Here is a 19,769-nt window from a genome sequence, read left to right as displayed (position 1 = left end):
GCGGGGAGACTCCCTGTAGAAAGAACCGTGCCGGGAGCGAGAAAACTCAGGAAGTCGTCAGCAACGCCTGACCGGAGCCCCTGCCGCGCCTCCCGAAGACCGGCGTCCGGTCGGACCTGAACAGGAGTCCATCCTTCCCGTCCTCATCCGGACACCCATCCACACGCTTGTCGGGCATTTTCCGATCTATTTCGCCGCGTACTCGAAGTCGGCCGTGACCGAGCCGGTGGCCGGCACCGTCACCGACTTCGACTGCTTCCCGAGCTTCTCGTGCCAGTACTCGAGGGTGTAGGTTCCCGCCGGGACCCCATCGATCTTGAAGGTGCCCGAGGCGTCGGTCAGGGCGTAGTAGGCGTGACCGGCCACGACGATCCAGCCGGCCATCCAGGAGTGGACGTCGCACTTGATCTGGATGATGTCCGGCTTCGCGAAGGTCGCCGGCATCTCCTTCTTGAACTTGGGCTGCGCCTTGTTGAACGGCGTGTTGTTCTTGGGGAAGGTGTGGATGTTGTGCAGGATGCCGTCGCTGTTGACGATGGTCACCTCCTGCCCGGCGGGGACGATGTCCACGTGCGGCACGAACTTGCAGCCGTTCTGATCGAGAGTCGGCTTCGCCGCCGCCGTGTACTTCTTGCCGTCCTTGGGGTCGGAGATGTTGACAACCACGTTCTTGACGCCCTTGTCGGGGCCGACGAGAAGAGTCTCGTCGATGTGCTCCGCCTTGCCGCACACCGCCTGATCCTTGGTGACCTGGATCTTGGCGGGAGTGGGCGCCGTGCCGGCGTATTTCACCTTGCCGACGATGTCGCCGGCGAAGGCGGAACCGAGCGTCAGCGCGGTCACGACCAGAGCGGGAACTGCCGTGGTGCGGATCGTCATCATGGTCCTGGGCTCCTTCCTCAATCTGACAGGCGGTTCGATTCTAACCCGTATGCGGGATCGGGCACAGCGGCGGGCGCCTCAGGGGGACGCGCCCGTGGAGGTGCCGCCGTGCCTGAGACCCAGCGTGAAGACGTATTCGCTCAGCGCCCTGATCTGGCGCTCCGGGTCGCCCCCGAGGACGTCCGGGGGGGCCGAGCCTTTCGGGTCGTCCGGATCGTAGAAGGTCGGCATCTTGGTCCCCGGCATCAGTTTCTGCGGGTTCGACAGCCAGCGCGCGATCCAGTCGGCGTTCAGCCGGCGTGAGGCGAGCGTCAGGTCCGGCGCCCATCCCTCCGGCGGGCCGGGCGGCTTGCGGGCCCCCTGCTGATGACAGTTCCAGCAATTGAAGTAGTCGGGTCCGAACATCTTGAGCGCCGCCTGCAGGTCGGGTCCCTTCGGAGGCTCCTGCGGCAGCGTCTGGAACGGAAAGAGCCGCTGCTCCCTTGCGGCGAAGTGGTGCACCAGCGCGTCGGCCTCCGTGTCCGTGAGCTGGAAGGTCGGCATGCGCACCTCGAGCCAGGGCCTGATCGGAGTCGGACCCTTGAGGAAGGCGAACAGCCAGTCGGGCTGCACCTTGTCCCCCTCTCCCTCCAGGATCGGCGGCGAGAAGCTGGGGGCGGAGTTCATCGCCTCCTCCTCCGACAGCCCCTTCGCCTGGAGGTTCTTCGCGATGCTCTCACGGATGGCGCCCCCCTTCCCTTCGAGGATGTGACAGCCCTGGCAGTTGTAGTCGCGCACCAGGCGCCGGCCCGCCTCGACCGCCTCATCGCGCGCCGACAGGCGGCGCATGCTCTCGAGCGGCATCTTCTCCTTGGTGAGGCCCTGCAGCAGCAGGGTCACGGCGTCCGCCATCTCGTCGTTGAAGCCGAACTGCGGCATGCGCAGGCGGTCGTAGAACTCGGCGACGTGACCCTGGTCGAACGAGCGCGGCTCCTTCATCTTCTGGTAGAACCAGGCGGGGGAGGTGTGCTCGATCTGCATGAAGCCGAACAGCAGCAGGTCGGCCGGCTTGCTGCCTTCCTCGGACAGGTCGGTGCCGATCGGCGGCGTCTTCTCGAAGCCCGGGATCAGGTGGCATCCGAAGCAGCCGTAGCGCGAGATGGTGCGCTCGCCGAGCAGGACGTCCCTGTCGTGTTCGGTCATCGCCGCCAGCTTCGCCTGGGCCTCCTGCGGCGGCATCCGCTGCGACAGGTAGGCGAGCAGGGCGGCGTCGCGCGCCTGGGGCCGGGGTCCGACCGGCGCGACCCGTCGTTCCGACGGGGTGTCATCCTTCAGGGTCGTCAGGAAGGCGGTGATGTCGAGCGCCTCCTGCGACGTCAGCCGGAGGTTCGGCATGCGCGTGTCGGGGTTGTACTGCCGGGGATTCAGGATCCACTGATAGATCCACTCGGGGTTCGCCTTGCTTCCGATGCGCGACAGGTCCGGTCCGAAACGGCGTTCCCAGGCGATCGGGTCGGCCGCATGACCGTCGTTCCGCGCCTGCAGGGTCTCGGCCGGGACGTCGTCCCTCTCGATGGCGTGGCAACCCATGCAGCCGATCGATTTCACGAGCCTCCGTCCACGCTCCGCGTCGCCCCGTCCCTGGAGGGGAGGATAGCTCCGCTTCTCGGCCTTCTCGGCGAGGTAGGCCACGATCCCGGTGATCTCCGCATCCTCGCGATCCGCGTCTCCGGGCGCCTGGTTGTTCTCGAGGCCGAAGAAGCGCGGCATGCGGGTCGACGGGCGGAAGGCCTTCGGGTTCTTGATCCAGCGTCCCATCCATTCCGTCGTCAGCTTCGAGGTGGGATGCATCAAGGTCGGCGCCACCTTGGGCCGGTTCTCGAAGCCGCGCATCTTGTGACAGCCGTAGCAGCCGTAGCGGTTGACGATCTCGAGCGCGCGGTTGAGGCGGGGCGCCTCCGGAACGCTGACCACGCCCTGGTGACACTTCAGGCAGGCGGCCTCGGTGCGGCGCAGCGCCAGCATCGGCTGCTCCCAGTAGTGATCGTGCTTCCAGCCGTATTCCTTCTCCCACGTCTTCGTCTGCTCTTCCGAGTCCGGCTGGTGCACGGCGTACAGGAAGTCGACCGCCCGGTCCCGGCCGCGATGACACGCGGTGCATCCGAACCTGTCCACCGGATGGGGCGACGATCCACCCAGGAAGAAGTTCAGATTCGCGTGCGTTCGGAACGGCTCGGCCGCGTCCTCGAAGCCGGCCCGATCGGCGGACAGATGACAGGTCTGGCAGCGATCGGCCCGCGGCACCCGTGCGAAGTTGATGTCGAGCGGCACCCTGTCGAGGACGACCTGCTGGATCTTCAGGGACGGGGCGACGAAGTCGAGGAGCGGCGCGTTCAGCACGTCGATCGCCACCTTCATGAGGCCGGTCGGCTCGACCTTGTCGAGTTTCTTCTTCAGGCGGTCGACCCCGGCCTCCAGATCGCCGATCTTCTTGTCGGTCTCGGCGATCCGGCCGTTGATCGCATCGATCGCGGCCTGGGCGTCCGCCTTCTCCTTCTCGTGCAGGAGCCCCTTGACCCGGAGATCCTCGAGCTGCTTCTGCAGAGCGTCCATGTCCTTCTCGATCGTGGCGGCCTTGGGCAGCGCGCGGTGCGCCGCCTCCTCGTAGTCGAACTTCTTGGCGTCGAAGGTGGACTTGGTGGTCCGGTAGCCCAGATCGTCCCGGTAGGCGACCGACTCGATCTCCCGGAGTTTCTTCTGGGCCGCTTCGAGGTCCTTGGCGTGCTGCCCGGCCGCGGCCTCGGCTTCGGCGCGCTGCTTCTGGAGAGCGTCCAGCGTGGACGTGTCGATGGCCTTCTCCGCGGCATCGATCTGGGCGTGCGTCTTCTCCGCCTCGAGGCGCTGGAATTTCTTCTGGTACGTCTTCCATCCGCGGCTGTAGTCGTCGTACACCATCCACCCCATCGTCACGAGCAGACCGAGGCTGCTCGCCGCGAACAGGAGGTTCATCGCGCTCATCTTCCGCAGCGTCTCGTCTGTCAGCTTCGGCACGACCACCTCGGCAGGGGAGGGCGCCCCCCTCCTCCGTCAGATGTTGAAGAAGATCTCCGGGACGGTGACGACGTAGTGCATGTTGAGCGTCCAGCGCAGCATCATCTTGATCGGCAGGCTGAGCATGGTCAGCCCCAGGAACACCATGATGTGAAAGCGCGCGGGGCCCAGCTTCTCGTAATACATCTTGAAAGCGCGCTTCGCGAGGAGCGGCGGCAGCGCCAGGAAGTAGGCCGCCACCAGCGTCAGCCCGAAGACCTCGCGGACGATCGGGTTCTTGGGGAGGGACATGTGCAGCCACTTGACCCAGATGATCTGCGACAGGTCGACGTTGATGAGCGGCACCAGCTTGTGGGCGTCCCAGTACTCGAAGGGGCCGAAGAAGTTCTGGTTGGGGCCGCGCAGGAAGGTGCCGATGATGATCAGCCAGACCCACAGGACCACGAACCCGAACAGGAAGATGGCGATCTCGGGCTTGCGCTCCCTGAAGGTGAAATATCCGTTCCCCTTCGGGTTCTTGTCGATGTACGGGATGGCGCACAGACCGACGATGATCAGCCCCGGCAGGAGGACCCCCGCGATCCACGGGTCGTAGTACACGAGCATCTCCTGCAGCCCGAGGAAATACCAGGGCGCCTTGCTCGGGTTCGGCGTCTTGGCGGGGTTGGCCGGCTCCTCGATCGGCGCCTTGAGATAGATCGACCAGACGATCAGAAAGATGGTCCACAGGATCATGCAGAGGAACTCGGTGTACACCAGGTCGGGCCACACCATGACCTTGCCGTCCCCCGCCTCGCGCTTCTCGACGATCGGCTGGCCCGCGGTCCTGAGGGCGTCGTTCCGGCGGCCCTCCTTGAGCGCGAACCAGACGAAGAAGGCCACCAGGAAGATCATCCCGGCGATCGGCACGTTGTCCGGCTTCAGGACGATGAGCGCGAAGTTGGGGTCGAGGCAGGAGAACAGGAACAGGACCCCGACCACTGCGAACAGGATCCCCCCGACCCTCGCCCGGTACACCGACGCGACCGGACGGGTGAGACGCCGCAGCCAGGCCGGCCCCAGCTCGCCGGGAAAAATGAGGACCAGGAAGGCTCCGACCGTGAGAGTGAAGAAGCGCGGCGGCGCCGACAGCCAGTTGATGGCGATTTTGAGCGATTCGATCATCGCTTCGTCGTCCTCAAACAGGTCCCGAGATGCCGCCATCCTTGCGGACGCGCCAGAAATGCACGGCCATCAGGATGATGGCGACGACAGGGATCCCGACGCAGTGCAGGACGTAGAAGCGCAGGAGCGCCCCGGCCCCGACGAACCGTCCCGCCAGGAGCGCGAAGCGCATGTCGTTTCCGGCATTGATGAGGCTGATGTCGCCAAGCTTGAGAAGGCTCGCGCCGGGTCCCTCGTGCCCGAGGAGCGGCGTGGCGCGGGCCATGTTCGAGCCGACCGTGACCGCCCACATGGCGAGCTGGTCCCAGGGCAGCAGGTAGCCCGTGAAGGACAAAAGAAGCGTCAACACCAGGAGGAGCACGCCCACGTTCCAATTGAATTCGCGGGGCGGCTTGTACGAACCGGTCATGAAGACGCGCAGCATGTGCAGCCACACCGTGATCACCATCGCGTGCGCGCCCCAGCGGTGCAGCTCCCGCATCACGCCGAGCGGCACCTGCTCGCGCAGGTCGACGATATCGACGTAGGCGTACTCGACGGTCGGGTGGTAGTAGAACATCAGGAGGAGACCGGTCGCCACCTCCACGAGGAACAGGAAGAAGGTGATCCCCCCCATGCACCATGTGAAGCGCAGTCGAATCCCGCTCTTGCGCACCTTCACGGGATGCAGGTGCAGGAAAACGTTCGTCAGGACGACCAGGCCGCGGTTGCGGGCTGTGTCCATCGGACCGTGACGGAAGATCGAGTTCCAGAGCTGGGTATTGCGCGTGTAGTCCCAGAGCTTCTTCAGGCCCGCCATCGGCTCCATCCCCCCGAGGCGCCGCGCCGAACCGGCGGGCGCCCGCCGGCTTTCACACGGTCATGAACGATTCGGGACTGCTCCACTCGCCCTTCTCCTGGGCGTAGATCTTGGTCTTGTCGACCAGGATCTGCCCGTCGTCGGCGAGGACCACCCGGTACCGCTCGAGCGGGCGCGGTGCCGGACCCTCGTAGTTGATCCCCGAGCGGTAGAACCCGCTTCCGTGACACGGACACTTGAACTTGTTCTCCGCCTCGAGCCAGTTCGGCGTGCAGCCGAGGTGCGTGCAGACCGCCCGCAGAATGTAGATCCCCTTTTCGTCGCGGATGATGAACACCCCGAAGCTCTCCTTGAAGCGCTGATCGACCGTGCCCACCTGGAAATCGGAAGGGAGCCCGGCCTTGAACTGCTGCGGGGGCTCGAACAGGACGTTGGGGAACATGAATCGCGTGGTGGCGATGGTGCCGGCCGCGCAGGCCGCGGCGAAGGAGGTCCAGGCAACACCGAGAACCGAAAGGAAGCCGCGCCGTGTCACTGCGGCCGCGGCCGGCGCCTTTGCCGGGGCGGCCGGGGACGGCTTTGCCGCCGGGGCTGCGGGTGGCGCCGGGCTGGCAGCCCGGGGCGCCGGTTGTCCTGGAGTCGTGTTGTTTGAGTCGTCGGTCAAGCCCCGACCCTGTTCGTGAAAAAAATCACAACCAGGGACGCGCCATCCAACGCCTCGTCGAGCCGGTCGATCAATGCGGGGCGTCCCAAAAGGAGGGCTATCTTCGACCGAATCGCCCGCACTGTCAATACCGAACCGCGGGGGATCAGCGTCCGGACGGCTGCAACAGGGCCAGCGACTCGAAGGCGGCCTGGCGGACCTGGAGGCTGGGGTCGCTCTCACGGATCGCCCGCACAAGGTCCAGGTGATCGGTGTCGCGCAGCAGGACGAGAGAGCGCAGCGCGTTCCGGATCGCGTCCTCCTTCTGCTCCTCCGTCAGCGCCCTGGGCCGCCCCGACTCATCCTCCCGCCGCACGCTGTCGAGGTAGGCACGGTCGAGCATGCGCAGGAGGAGCGGAAGCCCTGCGCGATCGCCGCGACGGGCCAGGGACAGGGCGGCATTCCATGCGACGTCCTCGACCGGGTCATGCAGGAGTCCGCGCAGGGGCGCTATCGACCCGGGGTCATCGAGGGTCCCGAGGGCGTAGGCCGCGATCTTGCGGAGGCCCGCGTCTTCGTGGTCCAGAAGGGGGATGAGGGCGGGCGAGGCGCGCGCGTCGCCGATCGCCCCGAGGGCCCAGGCGGCGTAGATCGCCGTCTGCACGTCGGGGTCCCGGAGGGATTGTACGAGCGGCTCGACCGCGCGGGGGTCGCGGACCTCGCCGAGCGACAACGCCAGGTAGCGCCGCAGACGCGGGTCGTCGTCGCCCGCCGACTGGAACACGGTGATCAGGTCCGGCACGAAACGCGGGTCGAGGCTCACCGGGTCGTTTCCGGCGAGCAGGCGTGAGAGCCGGAACGCGGGCTCCCAGGCGTCCGCGCGGCGCAGTCGGATCTCGTCCAGATAATCGGAGGGGGATTTCCCCTCGCTCGCAATCAGGCCGAACACGATGTAGACGACGACGGCAAGCCCGGCGAGACCGAGCGGGAACAGCAGGAGCGGGGAACGGCGGCGGGACGGCGGCGGGATCTCCACCGGCACCTCCGCCGGCTCGTGCACCGCCAGGTCCGGGTCGTAGTGGATTCCAGAAGGGACATCCCGATCGGACCTGAGATCGGGAGTCGGCTCGCCCGTCTTCTCGTTCATCACGCTCGATTATAGGCCGGGGTCATTTCAGGTGGCTGAGGAGGAGTGTGCCGAGCCCGAGGAAGGACATGAAGCCGAAGCAGTCGGTGAACGTGGTCACGATGACGCTCGAACCGAGCGCCGGATCCAGCTTCAGCCACTTGAGCAGGAGAGGAATCGCGGCCCCCGAGGCCCCCGCCACCAGGAGGTTGAGGATCATGGCCAGGCAGATGATCAGACCGAGCCAGGGATTCCCCTTCCAGACGAAGGCCGTGAGGGCCATGACGAGACCGGTCGCCACTCCGATCGTCATCCCGACCAGGATCTCCTTGAGCAGGGCGCGGCGCGCCGAGGAGAAATCGATCTCGCCGAGCGCGATGCCGCGAACGATGACCGTGGACGCCTGTGTGGCCCCGATGCCGCCCATGCTGGCGACGATCGGCATCAGGGTGGCGAGGGCGACGACCTGGGCGATCGAAGCCTCGAAGAACGAGATCACCCAGGAGGCGAGAATCGCGGTGGCGAGGTTGAGGATCATCCAGGGCAGGCGCCGGCGGACCGATTCATACGGAGGGGTGGCGATGCGGTCCTCCGTGTTCAGGCCGGCCATGCGATACACCTCGCGGGTGGTCTCGTCGGTGATGGCGTCGATGGCGTCGTCCACGGTGACGATGCCGCACAGGACATTCGAGGCGTCCACGACCGGCACCGCCAGCAGGTTGTAGCGCGAGATCACGTCGGCCACCTCGGCGCGCGGCGTGTCGACGCGGACCCGGATCGCCTTGGGGTTCATGATCTCCCGCAGCTCCTGGTCCTGTCCCGCGAGGACCAGCTGGCGCAGGGAGACGACCCCCTCGAGGCGCTGCGTCTCGTCCACGACATAGAGGTAGAAGACCATCTCCGCTTCAGGCTCCGAGCGGATGCGGGAGACCGCCTCGCCGACGCGGGTGTGCCGATCCAGGGCCAGGAAGCGCGTGGTCATCATGCCGCCGGCCGTCTCCGGGCCGTAGGTCATCAGCCGGTCCAGGATCGCGGCCGTCTTCTCGTCCAGCAGCTTGAGAATGGCGACCACCCGATCCTCGAACAGGAGACGGAGCAGATCCGCCGCCTTGTCGGGCGCCAGGCGGGACACCAGGGAGGCGATGCGCTCGTTGCTGACCTGCACCAGGATCTCCTCGACCTGGGGCTCGGGAAGGTCGGCCAGGACCTCTCCGGCGCGCTCGTGCGCCAGGAGGACGTCGGTGAACGCCTTGCGCTCGGCCGGCGCCAGCGTGCGCAGGATCTGGACCATGTCCGCCGGGTGCATCCGGTCGAGGAGACGGCGCACGTCGTCGAGCGCTCCGAGACGCACGAAGCGCCGCATGACGTGTGTGAAGGTTCGTCCACCGCGCGGCGCGGAGGAGGCCTGCGCCGGGCTCTGAGGTGTGGCCACGGGGAGGTATTCTACTCCCGCCCCCGCGCGTTCGCGTGGGCTTCACGAGCCTCGTGCTATTCTGCCTCTCGTGTGGACCGGTCTCGTGTTTGCCGGTGGTCGGAGCGAGCGCATGGGACGCGACAAAGCGCTGGTCCTGGTCGCGGGGCGCACGCTCCTGGAGCGCGCCGTCGGTACTGTGCGCGACGCGGGGGGCGTTCCGCTGATCCTCGGGGCGACGCGGGAGGCGGCCGGGCTCGCAGGTGTGCGCTTCGAGGACGAGGGGGCCGCCGGTCATGGCCGGCTCGGGCCGCTCAACGCCCTGCGGCACGGTCTGTTCATCGGCGGTACGCCGGTGGTCGTGGCGCTCGCCTGCGACCTGCCGCTCGTCCCCCCCGCTTTCCTGCGATATCTGGCAGGGGAGTGCGAGCGCCACGCGGCGGTTGTGCCGCGGGCGGCGGGGGAGATGCAGGTCCTGGCGGCGGCCTATGCCGTCTCGTGCCTCGAGAGCATCGAGCGGCGGCTCGCCGAGGGGGAGCGCTCGGTGCACGGTGTCCTGCGGGAGGTCGGAGCGCGGATCATCGAGGGGGACGAGCTGCTTCCCTTCGGCGGGGAGGAGATCTTCCTGAACGTCAATTCCCCCGCGGATCTGGCGAAGGCTGAAAAAATGTTGATGGCCAGTCCGGCATGAAGCGAACCGACCGAAGCCGGACCCCCCGCCTCAGTCATGTCGACGCGCGCGGCCGGGCGCGCATGGTGGACGTCAGCGCCAAGCCTCCCACCCTCCGGGAGGCGGTGGCGGCCGGATCGATCCGCATGAGCCGGGAGGCGTACCGCGCGATCCGCAGGCGGAGAGCGGCGAAAGGGGACGCCGTCGCCCTTGCGCGGGTCGCAGGAATCAGCGCCGCCAAGAGGACTTCGGAGCTGATCCCGCTCTGCCATGCCATCCCCCTCGAGCACGTCGAGGTGGGAGTGCGCTTCGGCGGCGACGGGCGCACGATCGAGGTGGAGTCGCGGGTCCGGGCGCGCTTCAGCACCGGCGTCGAGATGGAGGCCCTGGTGGCGGTGACGGCGTCGCTCCTGACGCTCTACGACATGGGCAAGGCGATCGACCGGGGGATGACGCTGGGGGCGATCCGCCTCCTGCGCAAGGTCGGAGGCCGCAGCGGGGAGTACGTCAGGGTCGGGACACGTCTCAGGGTGAGAGCGGCCCGACCTGGATCACGATCCACGACTCCGGCTTCAGGTAGCGGGCGGCCAGATCCTTCACGTGATCGGGCGGAGGCGCGGACCGCGACCAGAGACCGTTCTGGGCGGAGAGGGCTCCGAGCCCGTTGACCGAGCGGTAGGAGAGCGCGCTGGCCAGGGCGAGGACTCCCTGAAGCCCCGTCGCCTCGCGCCCCGTCTCGACCCGGGCGAAATCGTCCACGTCCTTCTGCTCCAGGGTGCTCACCGCCAGACTGCGCATGAGGCGCTGCAGATCGAACATCGCCTCGTCCCGCCGGGAGGTCTGTGCGACCACCGCGAGCGCGAACGAGCCTCCCCGGCGCAGCGCTTCCGGGATCGCGGTGGCCGAGAACGCGGCGCGTCTCTTGAACACGATGTCCTCGAACGCCAGGATGGTGAGACCCGCCCCCAGGAGGCGCAAATCGTCGAAATCGGGGTCGGAGATCGCCACACCCGGCACGCCGATCAGAACACTGCTCTGGGACGAGGTCAGGAGGCGGGTGAATTCGCCGGCGGTGGAACGGATTCCGGCGGCTCGCTTCGGTTCCCCCGCGGCCGGCGCTTCCGAGGCCGGCGAAGCGGCCGCATCCGTCGGAGCAGCGGAGGGTGCCGGCCGCTTCTCCTTGCGGGACGGCCCCGGGTCCGGGTTCCTCCACGACCCGAACAGATCCGCAAACATTCTCCGGATCTCTTCGGGATCCACATCCCCCGCGACCGCCAGGACCGCCCCGTCCGGACGGAGAGACGTCTTCAGAAAGGTCTCGATGTCGGCCCGGGTCACGGCCGCCAGGCCCGACGCCGTGCCGACGGAGGCGTGCGCGTAAGGGTGGCCCGCGTACACCTTCTCCCGGAACAGGTCCAGGCTCACGAACGAGGGATCGTTCCCGGCCCGTTCCAGCGCCTCCCTCGTCCCCGTCCGCAGCGCATCGAATTCGGCGTCGGAGACCACCGGCTTCAGGATCGAGACGGCGAGGGCGGACAACGCCGGTCGCAGATCGGCGGGCGACGCAAGGAAGCGCACCTCGGTGAGGTCACGCGACACCTGGATGTCCGGCAGGAGCACGAGCCTTCCGCCGGAGCGCACGGCCTCCCCCTGCGCCGGGAGCGTCGGCGCGGGGGACAGCACGCGCCCGGCCAGGTACGCCAGACCTTCCTTCCCCGGCGGGTCGTCGGCCGATCCGGCGGGGAGCTGCAGCGACACCGCCGCCAGGGAACGCCGGTGGTCCTCCTGCACGACGAGGGTGGGACCGCCGTCGATCGGGAATTTGACGGGTGGCCTCGGAGCGCGGGCGTCGCGCGGGTCTCCCCACGCTGTGTCGTGGACGCGCGCGGCGTCATCCCCGACGTACAACCGGGCCTCGAAACCAGGGGGTGGCGCATCCTTGGCCATGCCGCCGAGCGTGTCGAGCGCCGCGTGGAAGCGCGTCTTTTCCGCCTCGGCGAGGGGGCCGCTCTTCTTGGGGACGATCACGACGATACGCAGGTTCTCGGCCACCAGGTATTTCGCGGCGACGCGGTTCACATCGGCCGCGGTGAGGCGCCCGTACACGTCGGGAAGGTCCCAGTAGTAACGTACGCCGCCGAAGAGCGCCGCCTCGCCCATCGACTCCGACAGACCGTCCAGGCGCTCCGCCTTCTGCCGCTCCTCCTTCAGGAACCGCTGGATCTGGGCCTTGACCTCGTCATCCTTCAGGCCGCTCTTCTTGAGGGCGGTGATTTCACCGAGCGCGGTGGTGGCGGCGGCGTAGGAGGTCTCGGGTGACGCGGGGATCGTTCCCACGTAGAGGACGCCCGCGTCCTCCAGCCGGTAGAAAGTGACCTGAGCCGATGAACCGGTCCTGTCTCGTACCAGGGCGTGCGCGATCGGCGAGCCGCCGGCCTCCCCCAGAAACCTGGCCAGGATTTCGAACGCCGGGCGATCCGGGTGCCTGTAACCGGGACCCACGAAGGTCAGCGTGGTCCACGGCTCGTTCACCTCGAGGGGCTTCTCCTTGTCGTCGTGCCCCGCGAATCCCGTGAGAGGACGCGGCTTGCCGGGCAGCGTGGCGCTCGCGGGGGCCTTGCCGAAGGCCCGCTCGGCCAGCTCCCGCGCCCGCACGGGGTCCAGATCCCCCGCCAGGACCAGGGCCATGTTGTTCGGCACGTAGAGGTTCTTGTAAAAGGCGGCCAGGGGATCGTGCTTCAGGGTGCCGATCGTCTTGAGGCTGCCGAGCGGGGGGAAGCGGTACGGATGATTCGGGAAGGCCGCCCGCATGCTCTCGAGAAACGCCACGGAGGACGGCTCGTCGTAATAATTGTGGACCTCCTGCGACAGCATTCCGAGCTCCTGATCGATCTCCTTGTCACCGAGTTTCGCCCGCAGCGCCATCGCGGCGACGGCGTCCACCATCGGGTCCAGGGCCGAGGAGACGCCTGTGGCTGTGATGGAGGTGCGGTCATAGTTGGCCCGGACCGAGACGGCTCCGCCCCAGCGGTGCGCCAGTCTCTGGTACTCGGACGGACCGGCGGTGTCAGTGCCGCGCTGCACGAGGTGCTCGAGGAAGTGCGCGTACCCCGCGGAGGTCTCGATCTCGTCCTTGCTGCCGGCGTGCACCCACAGGCTCACCGAGACCAGGGGGAGCGTGTGGTCCTCGAGGACGATCACCGGCATGCCGTTGGCGAGTCTCTTCGTCTCGGGCACCCCCGGAGCGGCGAGGAGGGCGACGACGGACACGGACGTCGCGACGACGGCCGCGAGCATTCCGGGGAGGAGTCCATTCGCGCTTCGCTTCATGGGTCGGGCGGCTCCGAAGAGGCGGGCATTATAGCGGCCGATCGCCGTGCTTTCAATGAGCGAGTGCGGTCCGCCGCGTCCCCTTGCGTCCGCGGCGGATAATTGACGCTGCCGTGGAAGTAAGGCGGGGTGCGGTGTTCATGCAGATCGTTCGATGAAAAATCCCGTTGCCGGAGCCCCGGTCTCGCCGTATATGACCGGCACTCAGCGCCGCAGCTCAAAGCCGGCCCCATTCGGGTTGGGTCCGGCCGGCCGGGAAGAGCCAACGGACGCGCCTCGCGTTCCGTCGTCCCGGCCGGGCGCATCGGGAGGACGTGATGAAAGTGTCCGTTGTTCTGGCGGGCCTCGTCTGGCCCGTCCTCGCGTTCGGTCAGCAGCTCTACACGAACGCGGATCTCTCCAAGATCGACGTTCCGGGGGCCTACACGAACCAAGACCTCAGACGGCTTCCCCCCCTGGCCATGCAGAAGGAGCCGGCCGCGACGCTGCCGCGCTTCGTAGCCATAGCACCGTCGGACTATACGATCGCGCGGTACGAAGACGACTACCGCAGCCTGAGACAGGGCCGCGATTCGCTCGCCTTCGAGCTGGATCTGGAGCTGAAGCGCGTGGACTTCTCCGAATCGGCCTTCGCCGGAGACACGCGATCGTTCGAGCCGCGTCTCGGGTACCGCACCAGGGTGGCGCCCCTCATCCTGGAACTCGAGAAGAGGATCGCAATTCTCGATCACCAGATGGAGACGCTGGTGCACGACGCGCTCCGAGCCGGCGTCGAGATCGAGACAAGGTGAAGTCGATGGTCATCTGGGGCTGAACGGGGAGCTCCCTCCTCCACGGGAAGACGCCACGGGCGGACGCGACACCGCCCGTGGCGTTGTCCGTTTCGAGGCCTCTCCGCGTCAGGCGACGCGCCGCTTGGCGATCTTGTCGACGGCGTCGATCAGGGATTCGAGCTGGAAGGGCTTGCTGAGAAAGCCTGCGCCGACCGAGCCGAGGTGGTCGACCGTGCTCTGGCCGAACAGGATGCCGGAGATGAACAGGATTCGGTCGGAGAGACTCGGGTCGATCCGCTTGATCTCCTGCGCCAGGATGAATCCGTTCATGTCGGGCAGCAGGAGATCGAGAATGATCATCGAATACCCGCCGTCCTTGACCCGGGAGATGGCGTCCTGGCTGTTCGTGACGGTGTCGATCGTGTAGCCGCACCCTTCGAGGGTCTCGCGTACGAGGTCTAGGACGGTGGCGTCGTCGTCCACGAGAAGGATTTTCGCTGAGGGTGGCATGTCTCTCCAGGGCCTCGACTGGCCGACTGAGCTAAATATAGGAAGAGCAAGGCGGAACGCAAGGTCGGCGGCGCTCCATGCCGCGTCAAGGCTTTGGCATTCCGGACGCTATAATCGCCGGGATGGCTTTCCTGAGACGCCACGCTCCGCTCATCCTGGTCCTGTCCGCGGCGGCGTTCCTCCGATTCCACGCTCTTTCGGACCTGCCCCCCGCGCACTACCGGGACGTGGCGCTCACTGCCACGGACGCCTTGCGCGCCGCCGCGGGGCATCCCCGCCTCCATTTCACCTATGACGAAGGGCTCTACGCCGACCTGATGGGCCTGGTGTTTCTCTTGCTGGGGGCGTCCGATTGGGCAGTGCGCGCCCCCGGCGCGCTGTTCGGTGTTTTGACCTGCTGGGGTGTGCTCAGGCTGGGGCGCGCCTTCGATCGGGAGCGCGCCGGTCTGTTCGGCGCGGCGCTGCTCGCGGTGTCGTTCTGGCACGTCCTCCTGAGTCGCAGCGGATTCCGGGCGGTCCTCCTGCCGTGCCTCATGGTCCATGCCGCCGCCTTCCTGGTCGAGGGGCTCCGATCCGGTCACAGCCTCCGGCGACTTCTTCTCGGGGGGGCTCTGTTCGGTCTCGGCGCGCACGTCTATCCATCGATCCGCTTCGCCCCGTTCGTCCTGCCTCCGTATGTCATCGCCCAGGCCCGGGCCTCAGGCGCCTGGGGCGTCATGCTCCGGAAGTTCGGCCTGTTCGTCGCGGCGGCGATCGTCGTGGCCGGGCCGATGCTGCTGCACTACCTGCATCATCCCGAGCATTTCACCTACCCGCGACGCGTCCTGTCGGTCTTCAGCTCCAAGGTTCCGGGCAGCGACGTACCGGCCTATCTGGAGCGCAATCTCGAGGCCACGCTCCTGATGTTCCACGTTCACGGCGACGACAACCGCCGGCACAACCTGAGCGGCGCGCCGATGCTCGACCCGATCACCGGTCTGTTGTTTCTCGCCGGTATCGTCCTGGTCGCTCGCGGGAAATCGAGACCGATCGCCTTCCTGCTTCTCGCCTGGGTGCCGGTGATGCTCCTGCCGAACCTCCTGTCGGTCGAGGGGGTCCCGCACGGACTGCGGAGCTGCGGCGTCCTGCCGGCCGTGGCCCTCCTGGGGGGGATCGCGCTGGATTCCCTTTACAGCCTGATGCTGCGGCGCTCGGGCCCCCGCCTCCCTGCGGCGACCGCAGTCCTCGCCGTCGCTCTGATCGGCTGCTGGACCGGTTACCGCTATTTCGTGGTCTGGGGGAACGACCCCCGAGTCGCCCTCGACCACGACGCGGCGTACCGCCAGGCGGCGCGCGTCCTGATCGCGTCCCCAGCGGGAACGGACCTCCTCCTCGTCGCCAACGGCAGCGGCTTCCCCGCGTACGGCCATCCGGTGGAGGCGCAGGTCTATCTGTTCGAGATGCGCGACAGTCCACCCGCCGTACTCGGATCGAAGGACACGCCGCGTCTCGTGCTCAACGGCAGACCGGCCCTGGTGGCTTTCATCCAGAGGGACGACCGGATCGTCGACCTGATCAGGAGGCTGAATCCGGGCGCGGCGGTCACCGAGGTGCGGGACGGGGGAGTCTCCCCCGAGAGTCCGGTCTACCGCGTCAACTGAGAGCCCGTCCGGGGCGATCAGCGCGCCAGAGTGCGGCCGGGAGACTCGAGCGCGGACACCGCCAGAACACGCAGACGTGCTTCGGCCTCGCCGGGGGAGGCGCACTCGTCCACGTCGAGGAAGTTGATCGCGTCGTGGTACTTTCTCAGGAACGACGCGACGAGCTGCCAGTCGATGTCCACTCCGTCGTCGTGACCCGCCGCTTTCGCAGACGCCGCCGTCGTCTCCCGTCCGCCCTCCGACGATTCCGGGAAGTAGAGAGAGGCGATGAGCGCCCGCGCCCTGGTCCAGGTGGCCGCGGAGGGAGCGGCGTCGGGCAGGACGCCCCCGATTCGCGCGACGTAGCGGCCGCCGCGCAGCACGTGGAAGGTGCAGGTCGGACCTCCCGGGGCCGCGCCGGCGGCGTCCCTCAGAACGACGATCAGGTTGAGTCGTGGGCCGTACGGCGCCGGCCGCTCGTGCACGTCGAACTGGCGGTTGAGGGCGGGACGGTGTTCGGCGATCAGCGCCGCCTCCAGGAGGTTCGCCTCCAGCTCCGATGCGACCGCGTCGATCCGCAGAGCGTGTACCTGGTCCAGGATGGCGCGTCCCTTGGCGGTCCCCCGCGCCGAAGGGGTGAAGTACGAGCCGACACGGACACGCAGGTTCTTGGCCTTGCCCACGTACAGCACGCGCCCCTCGCGGTCGAGGAAGCGGTAGGCGCCGGGGCCGGCCGGCAATCCCTTCAGGTCCTCGGCGGTGAAGGAGTAGCCGGACAGATCGAGCGGTGCCGCCGGCATGTCCTGGTACTCCAGGACGGCGGCAGGGGAGTCGATGCCGCGCTCCTCGAGAAGGGGCGCCAGGCGCAGGAAGGACGCCGCCACGATCCGCGCCCGGCCCCGGCAGTCGTCCGGCCCCCTCGTTTCGACACCGAGGGCCTGCGCCAGGTCCGCTGCGGCGTGATTGGCCTTCAACCCCAGCAGCAGGTGTCCGAGTTTCGCGGCGGAGATGACCGGCGCATGGAACGCGAGTCCCGCCTCGGCGCAGAGTCGCCGCAGCGGCTCGACCTCGCGCGTCAGGCGATGACAGACGACCGGCAGGTCGCCGATCGTCTGGATCAGTTCTTCCAGCACGGCGGGGCTGAGCCCGCCCGCGACCCGCGCGTCCGGCGGAGACGCATCGTCGTCGAGTCCCCAGTCGGGGAACATCTCCTCCTGGCACTCCTCGCCCGCCACGACCGGCAGGAGGCTGACGACGGCGAGGGCTCCGCTCCCGGCGGGGCCCATCCCCTCGGACGCGAACGCCACGAAATCCAGAAGCGATCGTCCGCCGTCCCGCGCCGGCTCGTTCAGGACGGCGGCGTCGCCGGCTTCGCCTCCCGGAGGGACCGAGCGCGGAGCCTCCTGTGTCAGGGACCACCCCTCCTCCGGCCGGTGCACGACTCCGGGCACGGTCGCGAGGAACGGGGCGAGCAGCCGCCGGCAGGTCTCTTCGTCGGTGTGCTGGATGCGCAGGAAGCGGGTTGCAAGCGCCCGGCTCGTCTCCGGGCGCCCCAGGGTCCTGAGGTGCGTGACGATGTCATTCTGGATTGCGGGAATCTTCATCCCGCGGCCCCCTCGCCGATGAGCGCCAGGACGCCGGTGTACGTGAACAGCCGGTTCAGGCCGCGCAGCGGTGCGATCTCGGCGTTCCCGAAGAAGCCGATGATCGGCAGGTCGCCGAGGGCGGACGAGATGAAGGCCGTGTCGATCCCGGGCATGCCGTAGAGCGACGAGCCGCGCGCCGCGCAGTTGAAGTAGAAGCCGAAGCGCGCCGCGCCACGGGTGGAGGGGGCGATCCTCTGCAGCATCTCCTTCAGGTCCTGCCGCGCGGCCTGTCCCTCGCGCAGGACGATAAAGAGCGGCTCGCCGGAGCGTACAGTGGCCGCCACGACAAGGGCTCCGCGCCCTTCGTCGATCCCCAGCAGCTGCCGCACCAGGTACTCGCCGGGCAGGATCTCCTCCTGCAGGGGATCGGGTGGCAGGCCCACGGACAGGTGCCCCCCGAGCCGGTCCAGGGAATCCGCCAGAGGTCCCGGCAGGCGCGAGCGCAGCACCTCGAGCGCCGGACGTCCGTCCAACTCGAGAATGACGTTGCCGTCGCCGGCGGTGATCCGTGCGGGCGGGCCGAGCGGCTGGCATCCCTGCGTGATCCCGATGCTGCGGCGCAGGTCGCCCGCGAGGTACAGCCCCGTCAGCGCCTTGCTGGCCACGTTTCGACCGTAGAACTGAAACGTGCCGGCGACCGCCGGGTCGCCGGAGGATGCGGCTCCGACGGCTTCGCACCCCGGGAGGAGGCGGCCGATCTCGTGCAGCAGGTGGTCGGGCCGCGTCGCGGACGTGTCGGGCAGAAGGACGAGGAGGCCGTCGCGTGGAGCCTTCACCTGCCGGGCGATTTCGCGGGCGGCACCCTCCGGCTCATCCTCGCCGAGCGTGGCGAGAAAGGTCGAGGCCGTGAGACCGTCGGATCGCACCGCCAGGACGGCGACCGCCGGGCGTCCTTCCACCTCCTCCGTTCCTGTCAGCACCCCCCAGGCGCTGCAGCCGGCCACGAAATCGGTCCCGAGCGTTTTCTGGGTTTCCGCCAGCATCGCCGCGAAGTGCGGCCGGTGCGCCGACGTGATGAACACCACCGCCCAGTCGGCGGACGGGGCGCCGCTGCGCTCGAGCGCCTGGCGGGCGGCGGCGCGCGCCGCCCCGGCGGAGTGCACTTCGGTCGACAGTCCCACGCCCGCGTCGATCGCCACCGCCAAAATCTATCACGCCCGGCCGGTATAATGCGGCCGTGACCTCCATCGATGAGAGCCGCTCCCGGCCACCGGGACTCTACGGTATGGCTCTGGTGATCGCCTCGGCGTTCTGCTACTCGATGCTCTCCATCTTCGGCAAGCTCGCCCTCGCGCTGGGTCTGCCGCTGCTGCCGCTCCTCGCCACGCGATTCGCGCTGGGGGCGGTCATTCTGTGGGTCTGGGTCCTGCTGACGGCTTCGTGCCGGCGGGCGCTCGTACGGGTGCCGCGGACGCGGGTGGCGGGATTGATCGCCTGGGGCGTCCTGGGCTTCTCGGGACAATCTGTGCTCTTCTTCATGGCCCTGCAGCGCATCCCTGCGAGCCTGACGGAAGTGCTCCTCTACACCTGCCCGGCCTTCCTGGCCCTGATGCTGTGGGGGATCACGCGCCGCCGCCCGAGGAGCTCGCGTCTTCTGGCCATCGCGCTGGCGCTTCTCGGAACCTGGCTGTGCGCGGGGCCGATCGACGCAGCGGTGGACGCGCGCGGCGCCCTCCTCGCGACCCTCTCGGGGTTCTGGTACGCCGCCTTCCTGATCTGGATGCATCGCCTGACACCCGGAATTCCCGGAGCGGTCTCGGGGGCGTACATCATCACGGGCGCGGCCCTCGCGTTCACCGCCGCGACCCTGATCCGGGGCGGCGGTTTTCTGGTGCCGCGCGGTGCCGCGGCCTGGGGTAGCGTGCTCGGAATCGTCCTGTCGGCGACCGTCTTCGGCTTCGTCCTGTTCGTGGCCGGGCTGAAGAGGGTCGGGCCGCAGGCCGCCTCCGTCCTCAGCACCTTCGAGCCGATCGGCACGATCCTCCTGGCGGCGATCGTCCTCGGCGAGAGGCTGCGCGGGGCGCAGTGGGCCGGCGCCGCGCTCATCATCGGAGCGGCGTTCGTCCTGGCCTCGACGTCGGAGGAGTTCGAGCGCGTCGGACCGGTGGACGCGCCCCTTCCGTCCCAGCCGGAAGCGGCCGTGGAGTAAGCGGTGACGGACAGAGC

Annotated in this window: 15 protein-coding genes and 1 pseudogene; 5 read left to right on the top strand and 11 right to left on the bottom strand. The window is 68.2% G+C overall.

The genetic code is table 11. The features are described from left to right. Window positions 1–186: 186 nt before the first annotated feature. From VEW47_01285 to mgtE, 7 genes are all read right to left on the bottom strand, one after another. On the bottom strand, window positions 187–882 hold the full coding sequence (locus tag VEW47_01285) for a carboxypeptidase regulatory-like domain-containing protein (protein HYS03799.1): 696 nt from the start codon (window positions 880–882) through the stop codon (window positions 187–189). Between the two features lie 78 nt (window positions 883–960). Then, window positions 961–3,912, bottom strand: coding sequence for a c-type cytochrome (locus VEW47_01280; GenBank protein ID HYS03798.1), 2,952 nt, complete (start codon window positions 3,910–3,912; stop codon window positions 961–963). A gap of 36 nt (window positions 3,913–3,948) precedes the next feature. Beyond that, window positions 3,949–5,076, bottom strand: coding sequence for a hypothetical protein (locus tag VEW47_01275; GenBank protein HYS03797.1), 1,128 nt, complete (start codon window positions 5,074–5,076; stop codon window positions 3,949–3,951). Window positions 5,077–5,089: 13 nt separating this feature from the next. Further along, window positions 5,090–5,875 (bottom strand): cytochrome b N-terminal domain-containing protein, encoded by a 786-nt coding sequence (locus VEW47_01270; protein ID HYS03796.1) that lies wholly within the window; start codon window positions 5,873–5,875, stop codon window positions 5,090–5,092. A gap of 52 nt (window positions 5,876–5,927) precedes the next feature. Then, on the bottom strand, window positions 5,928–6,410 hold the full coding sequence (locus tag VEW47_01265; GenBank protein ID HYS03795.1) for a Rieske 2Fe-2S domain-containing protein: 483 nt from the start codon (window positions 6,408–6,410) through the stop codon (window positions 5,928–5,930). A gap of 274 nt (window positions 6,411–6,684) precedes the next feature. Next, a complete protein-coding gene (locus VEW47_01260) occupies window positions 6,685–7,665 on the bottom strand; it encodes a HEAT repeat domain-containing protein (GenBank protein HYS03794.1) in 981 nt (326 codons plus the stop codon). Between the two features lie 22 nt (window positions 7,666–7,687). Continuing rightward, entirely contained in the window at window positions 7,688–9,076 is a 1,389-nt protein-coding gene (gene mgtE, locus VEW47_01255) for a magnesium transporter (GenBank protein ID HYS03793.1), read from the bottom strand. On the opposite strand from mgtE, the gene VEW47_01250 reads away from it, so the two are divergent. After that, on the top strand, window positions 9,069–9,746 hold the full coding sequence (locus VEW47_01250; GenBank protein ID HYS03792.1) for a molybdenum cofactor guanylyltransferase: 678 nt from the start codon (window positions 9,069–9,071) through the stop codon (window positions 9,744–9,746). The two genes, mgtE and VEW47_01250, sit on opposite strands and share 8 nt — an antisense overlap. After that, a pseudogene (gene moaC, locus VEW47_01245) lies at window positions 9,743–10,225 on the top strand (cyclic pyranopterin monophosphate synthase MoaC). Before VEW47_01250 ends, moaC begins: the two are co-directional and overlap by 4 nt. Window positions 10,226–10,250: 25 nt before the next feature. Here the strand turns inward: moaC and VEW47_01240 are convergent. Continuing rightward, window positions 10,251–13,055 carry a pitrilysin family protein gene (locus tag VEW47_01240; protein ID HYS03791.1) on the bottom strand — a complete coding sequence of 935 codons (2,805 nt, stop codon included), beginning with the start codon at window positions 13,053–13,055 and terminating at the stop codon, window positions 10,251–10,253. A gap of 317 nt (window positions 13,056–13,372) precedes the next feature. On the opposite strand from VEW47_01240, the gene VEW47_01235 reads away from it, so the two are divergent. After that, the gene (locus VEW47_01235) at window positions 13,373–13,846 is read left to right on the top strand and encodes a hypothetical protein (GenBank protein ID HYS03790.1); all 474 of its coding nucleotides are present in this window, start codon (window positions 13,373–13,375) and stop codon (window positions 13,844–13,846) included. Window positions 13,847–13,954: 108 nt separating this feature from the next. On the opposite strand, the gene VEW47_01230 is transcribed toward VEW47_01235, so the two are convergent. Then, entirely contained in the window at window positions 13,955–14,338 is a 384-nt protein-coding gene (locus tag VEW47_01230) for a response regulator (protein HYS03789.1), read from the bottom strand. Between the two features lie 122 nt (window positions 14,339–14,460). Here VEW47_01230 and VEW47_01225 point away from each other — a divergent pair, with 122 nt between their 5' ends. After that, window positions 14,461–15,978, top strand: coding sequence for a glycosyltransferase family 39 protein (locus VEW47_01225; GenBank protein ID HYS03788.1), 1,518 nt, complete (start codon window positions 14,461–14,463; stop codon window positions 15,976–15,978). A gap of 17 nt (window positions 15,979–15,995) precedes the next feature. Here VEW47_01225 and VEW47_01220 read toward each other — a convergent pair whose 3' ends face one another. Next, window positions 15,996–17,561 carry a nucleotide excision repair endonuclease gene (locus tag VEW47_01220; protein HYS03787.1) on the bottom strand — a complete coding sequence of 522 codons (1,566 nt, stop codon included), beginning with the start codon at window positions 17,559–17,561 and terminating at the stop codon, window positions 15,996–15,998. Continuing rightward, entirely contained in the window at window positions 17,558–18,742 is a 1,185-nt protein-coding gene (locus VEW47_01215; GenBank protein HYS03786.1) for an FIST N-terminal domain-containing protein, read from the bottom strand. The genes VEW47_01220 and VEW47_01215 overlap by 4 nt, the downstream gene beginning before the upstream one ends. 38 nt (window positions 18,743–18,780) lie before the next feature. On the opposite strand from VEW47_01215, the gene VEW47_01210 reads away from it, so the two are divergent. Next, complete coding sequence (locus VEW47_01210; GenBank protein HYS03785.1) at window positions 18,781–19,752, top strand: DMT family transporter; 972 nt, start codon at window positions 18,781–18,783, stop codon at window positions 19,750–19,752. Window positions 19,753–19,769: the final 17 nt, after the last annotated feature.

This window comes from Candidatus Dormiibacterota bacterium (assembly GCA_035635555.1).
Classification (GTDB): Bacteria; Acidobacteriota; Polarisedimenticolia; order Gp22-AA2; family Gp22-AA2; genus Gp22-AA3.
Note: the sequence above shows the minus strand (reverse complement) of the source record. Positions and strands in the feature narration are given on the sequence as shown.

Excerpts from the sequence above, each read along its gene's own strand:
- VEW47_01275 (HYS03797.1), bottom strand. The coding sequence starts at position 5,076 with ATGATCGAATCGCTCAAAATCGCCATCAACTGGCTGTCGGCGCCGCCG.
- VEW47_01240 (HYS03791.1), bottom strand. The coding sequence starts at position 13,055 with ATGAAGCGAAGCGCGAATGGACTCCTCCCCGGAATGCTCGCGGCCGTC.
- VEW47_01220 (HYS03787.1), bottom strand. The coding sequence starts at position 17,561 with ATGAAGATTCCCGCAATCCAGAATGACATCGTCACGCACCTCAGGACC.
- VEW47_01260 (HYS03794.1), bottom strand. The coding sequence starts at position 7,665 with ATGAACGAGAAGACGGGCGAGCCGACTCCCGATCTCAGGTCCGATCGG.
- VEW47_01270 (HYS03796.1), bottom strand. The coding sequence starts at position 5,875 with ATGGCGGGCCTGAAGAAGCTCTGGGACTACACGCGCAATACCCAGCTC.
- VEW47_01285 (HYS03799.1), bottom strand. The coding sequence starts at position 882 with ATGATGACGATCCGCACCACGGCAGTTCCCGCTCTGGTCGTGACCGCG.
- VEW47_01225 (HYS03788.1), top strand. The coding sequence starts at position 14,461 with ATGGCTTTCCTGAGACGCCACGCTCCGCTCATCCTGGTCCTGTCCGCG.
- VEW47_01235 (HYS03790.1), top strand. The coding sequence starts at position 13,373 with ATGAAAGTGTCCGTTGTTCTGGCGGGCCTCGTCTGGCCCGTCCTCGCG.
- VEW47_01230 (HYS03789.1), bottom strand. The coding sequence starts at position 14,338 with ATGCCACCCTCAGCGAAAATCCTTCTCGTGGACGACGACGCCACCGTC.